This window comes from Azospirillum formosense, from assembly GCF_013340925.1.
GTDB lineage: Bacteria > Pseudomonadota > Alphaproteobacteria > Azospirillales > Azospirillaceae > Azospirillum > Azospirillum formosense.
In genome coordinates this window covers 1-4,071 of sequence record NZ_WHOR01000389.1, presented here as the reverse complement: position 1 = coordinate 4,071, position 4,071 = coordinate 1, and the positions used below count along the sequence as shown (strand labels likewise).

General features: G+C 69.7%; 5 protein-coding genes. 2 read left to right on the top strand and 3 right to left on the bottom strand.

The features are described 5' to 3' along the window. Window positions 1-732 (bottom strand): ribose-phosphate pyrophosphokinase-like domain-containing protein (locus GBZ26_RS27890; protein ID WP_247884928.1); only part of this gene is annotated, 732 nt, incomplete at its 3' end. 205 nt (window positions 733-937) lie between these two features. Between GBZ26_RS27890 and GBZ26_RS27885 the strand changes: the two genes are divergently transcribed. Beyond that, complete coding sequence (locus tag GBZ26_RS27885) at window positions 938-1,822, top strand: GGDEF domain-containing protein (RefSeq protein ID WP_174441586.1); 885 nt, start codon at window positions 938-940, stop codon at window positions 1,820-1,822. Window positions 1,823-1,888: 66 nt separating this feature from the next. Continuing rightward, a complete protein-coding gene (locus GBZ26_RS27880) occupies window positions 1,889-2,440 on the top strand; it encodes an NUDIX domain-containing protein (RefSeq protein WP_174441585.1) in 552 nt (183 codons plus the stop codon). Between the two features lie 16 nt (window positions 2,441-2,456). On the opposite strand, the gene GBZ26_RS27875 is transcribed toward GBZ26_RS27880, so the two are convergent. Continuing rightward, complete coding sequence (locus GBZ26_RS27875; protein ID WP_174441584.1) at window positions 2,457-3,053, bottom strand: hypothetical protein; 597 nt, start codon at window positions 3,051-3,053, stop codon at window positions 2,457-2,459. Window positions 3,054-3,122: 69 nt separating this feature from the next. Continuing rightward, window positions 3,123-3,602 (bottom strand): hypothetical protein, encoded by a 480-nt coding sequence (locus tag GBZ26_RS27870; RefSeq protein WP_104675404.1) that lies wholly within the window; start codon window positions 3,600-3,602, stop codon window positions 3,123-3,125. Between the last annotated feature and the right edge of the window lie 469 nt (window positions 3,603-4,071).

Genomic DNA, 4,071 nt, shown 5'->3' with positions numbered 1-4,071 from the left:
GACGCCGCCCCCGCCGCCCGCGCCGCTGGCCGGGCGGCCGGTGGTGATCGTCGACGACGTCATCAGCTCCGGCGAGACCATCTTCTCCTGCGCGCGGGCGGCGCGGGCGGCGGGCAGAGTCACCGTCACGTCGCGGTCGCCGCGCCGCTCCTTCCGCCCGACCAGGGCGGTGAGGCCGAGCGGCCCGGCCACCGCCTCGACCAGCGGGGCGGCCTCCTCGTCCGGGCCGACGATCACGGCGTCGGGCGCGACCCCGTCATGGCGCAACCGCTCGGCGATGGCCCCGGCGCCGCTGAGGCAGACGGAGGGGCGCCCGACGAACACCTCGTCCAGCGTGTGGGTGCGGTGCAGGTGCGGCTCGACACAGACGAAGCGGTCGAACAGCCGGCCCAACCAATCCCCGATCACGGTCTGGCTGACCGGCTCGCCGGGACGGAACACGGCGTCCTGGCGCATGTAGGCCATGTAGGGGGCGACGAGGCACAGCTCCGTGGCGCCCTGGCGGCGCAGGACGGAGGCGGCCAGCGTCAGCTCCACCAGCTTGTCGTTCGGACGGTCGAGCGAGCGGTAGATTACCGCCCGCTCAACGGGTTCAGGCAGGCGGACGAGGCTCTCCCCATCGGGGAAGCGGTGCAGTTCGGCGATGTGGCAGGGAACGTTCAGAGCCTCGGCCAGACGCCGCGCGCCGTCGGCCGATTCCGGAAATCCGTAGACGCCCGTATAGCGGGCCATGCTGTCCCCTCTTGCGTTGCGCGCCCGGACATGGGCGCCCCGTTCGGCCCGTACTATGCCGCAAGGACCGCATCGGAGCGACCACGACCTTAGGCGCAACATTACCGTGAAGGCGATAGGACGGCAGGGACGGACACCTGAAAATGACGCTGCGGATGTCCACTGCTCATTGACCGCAGACGAAGGTATGAGGCAGTTTCCCGCCATGCGCGTGCTTATCGCCGACGATACGGTCCTGATGCGCACCATGCTCTCTGAGCAGGTGGCGTCCTACGGACATGAGGTGATCCTGGCCAGGGATGGCCGGGAAGCGCTGGACCGTGCCCAGGCCGAACCCTTCGACATCGCCATCATCGACTGGGAGATGCCGTGGCTGTCGGGGCTGGAGGTGTGCTGGCATCTGAAGGCCGATCCACGCACCGCCTACAGCTACCTGATCCTGATGACGTCCCATGACGAACCCTTCTACGAGATGAAGGCGCTGGACGCCGGGGCGGACGACTTCATCCACAAGCCGGTCAACCGCGCCCACCTGAAGGCGCGGCTGAAGGCGGGCGGCCGCATCACCGAAATGCACCGGCTGCTGGTTGCGCAGGCGCAGACCGACCCGCTGACCGGCGTCGCCAACCGGCGCGCCCTTCTGGACCGTGCGGACGAGGAGATCCGAAGGGCGCGGCGGTCGCGGCAGCCTCTGTCCCTGCTGATCGCCGACATCGACCATTTCAAGCGCATCAACGACAGCCGCGGCCATGCCGCCGGCGACGAGGCCTTGCAGCGCTTCGTCCGGACGCTGGACGGCGCCCTGCGCCCCGGCGACCTGATCGGGCGCTACGGCGGGGAGGAGTTCGTGGTTCTGCTCCCCAACACCGCGCCGGCGGATGCGTCGGTCGTGGCGGAGCGCTTGCGCCAACGCGTCGCCGCGCAGGAGATGGGACCGGACGGCGATTCGTTCCGCATGACTGCCAGCTTCGGCGTCGCGCCCATCGTGCCGGACGCCCCCGGTGGCGTTGACGACGCGCTCCGGGTGGCCGACGCCGCGCTCTATCGGGCCAAGGCCGAAGGGCGCAACCGCGTGGTCCCCGCTCCCTAGTCCGTTCACGCCCTGCCCCGCCCATCCGTCTCCGGCAGCGTAGCCAACAGGATGCGGGGGAAGGCGATGCGCCATGTCCATGTGGCGTTTCTGGAGGGGACGAAGGTCCTGATCGTCCGGCGGCGCGAGGTCAGCACGTGGTGGGGGCGCGGCCCGGCGGAGCCGCGGGTCGTCGATGCCGCCGGCCAATGGGCGGTTCCCGGCGGCGGCTACGAGAGCGTCACCAGCCCGCTTGCGGCGCTCCAGCGCCTGTTCCACGAACAGACCGGCCTCGCCTTCCCCGACGGACGGGCGGCGGAGCCCTGGCGCCCCACCTCGCGGAGCTTCACGCTGTATTTCGTCCCGGTGACCGGGCTGGAGTCGCTGGCGTCCTCGATCACCCTGCGGGTTGCGCAATCCGCCGTCACGCCCGGACGCCCGGCGGGCGGCGCCATCGTGAACTGGGAGCTGTCCTCGGCCCACGTCGTGCCGCTCGCCAAAGTGGTCGCCCATCTGGGGGTGCGCCAGCCGGTCTCGCACGAGAACCAGCTCGCCATCACCCGGCAGGCGATGCGCTCGCCGTCTTCCCAATCAATCGAACGCTACGCGACCATGGCCGCGATCATCGCCCTGCAATGACTCCGTCCCGGTTGCCTCAGCCTCTGCCTTCCGCCGGCGGGGTGCGGACGGCGGTGGCGGCGAGATACTGGGCCGCCGTGCGCAGCAGGAACTCCGCCACCGCCATGTCGCCGAGATCGCGGTCGGGTCCGCCCAGCCGGTGGCGGCGGTCGGCGTCAATCAGGCCGGTGGCGATCACCTGCGCGGTCAGCCACGCCCGTTGGTCCTCATCCGGCACCCCGGCCATGCGCTCCAGCATCTCGTTGCAGGCGTGGTCGATCGTTCCCAGGCCGGGCCGGTCGGACGACAGGTAGCTGGTCTCGTTCTGCGGCGCCGGCTCCCCGACGTAGGAGCGGGCGAGCAGCGCCGTCTCCAGGGTCAGTCGGAAGGCGGTGCGGCGCGGCCGTCCCTTCCGCCGCAGCCGCAGCGCCATCATGGTGAAGAGCTGGGCCACCGCCTCCACCCGTTCCGCCGGAACTTCGTCGAGGATGTCGACGATCTCGGCGCTGACGGCGTTGCGCGGCGCCTTCTCGCCGGGCCGCACCACCGCGGTGGCGAAGACGGCGATCAGGGTGCGCAGGGCATCGGCCTGCTCCACCGGGGAAATGCGGCCGATCTGGGCGGGGTCGAACATGGGGGCGCTCCGCTCTGGCTGGGGAGGGATCAACAACTCCTTCCAGCAATGTTGGAACGCGAGGGGCCGTCAGGAATCCCCCTCCTTCGGGTCGATGGTCTCAGCCCGTCGGCTGATGAGCTGGTAGAGCCCGAGCCCCAGCACCATGAAGACGATGACCATCAGGAGGATGGCCGGGTAGATCATCGCACTCATGTCCGAGGTGCGCGCCTCGAACACCAGCACCAGCCCTTCCAGGCTGGCGGCGATGATGATGGTGGTCAGGAACTTGGTCAGGGTGCGGCGGGCCTCGTCGGCGTGCCGCAACTCGCGGTCGCGGACGATCTCCTCCTCGTACAGGTACTTGGCGATTTCAAAGATGGCGATGGCCAGCACGATCATGCCGACCCCGTCGAGCAGCCGGTGCGTCGCCGCCTCGATGTCAAAGGACGCGAGGCTGTGCAGCACCGAATAGGCGGCCACACCGACGAAGACCAGGGCGAACAGGATGAGCACGATGGTGGCCAGAAAATACATGGCCCGCGCCGCCATCTGAAATCCCTTCTCCACGATGCGTTTCCCCTTTTCGACGGCAAAGCGTGTCTTGCGGCTGGCAACTCTTGTGGCTGACAACGCGCCGCCCCGGCGTTCGGACCGCCGCCTTGCGGGTCACCCCGGAAGGGAGAGGGGAACCGGCGGCCGGGCCCGCGTGTTTGAATTCAGGCAGCACAGGGGATTGTGCCTCCTCGACAGGCTCCGCCGCGCTCCCTGAAGCGGCGGAGCCTTTCTTTTTCAGCCCCTTGTCTTCTCCCGCCCCTTGCGTTTATGGCTGCGGTGCCGGACCACGCCGACCACGGAACCGCCCCATGCCCGAGACCACGCCCCCCACCGCCGACTCCCTGCACGCCCTGCTCGACCGCTATCTGCGCTGCCCGTCCGAGCCGCTGCGCGGCGAGTTGAACGAGGCTTTGGCCGCCTTCCAGACGGCCTGGATACACGCCCGCGCCGGGCAGGAGGCCCCGCCAACCAATCGGCCCGC

Excerpts from the sequence above, each read along its gene's own strand:
- GBZ26_RS27880 (WP_174441585.1), top strand. The coding sequence starts at position 1,889 with ATGCGCCATGTCCATGTGGCGTTTCTGGAGGGGACGAAGGTCCTGATC.
- GBZ26_RS27875 (WP_174441584.1), bottom strand. The coding sequence starts at position 3,053 with ATGTTCGACCCCGCCCAGATCGGCCGCATTTCCCCGGTGGAGCAGGCC.
- GBZ26_RS27885 (WP_174441586.1), top strand. The coding sequence starts at position 938 with ATGCGCGTGCTTATCGCCGACGATACGGTCCTGATGCGCACCATGCTC.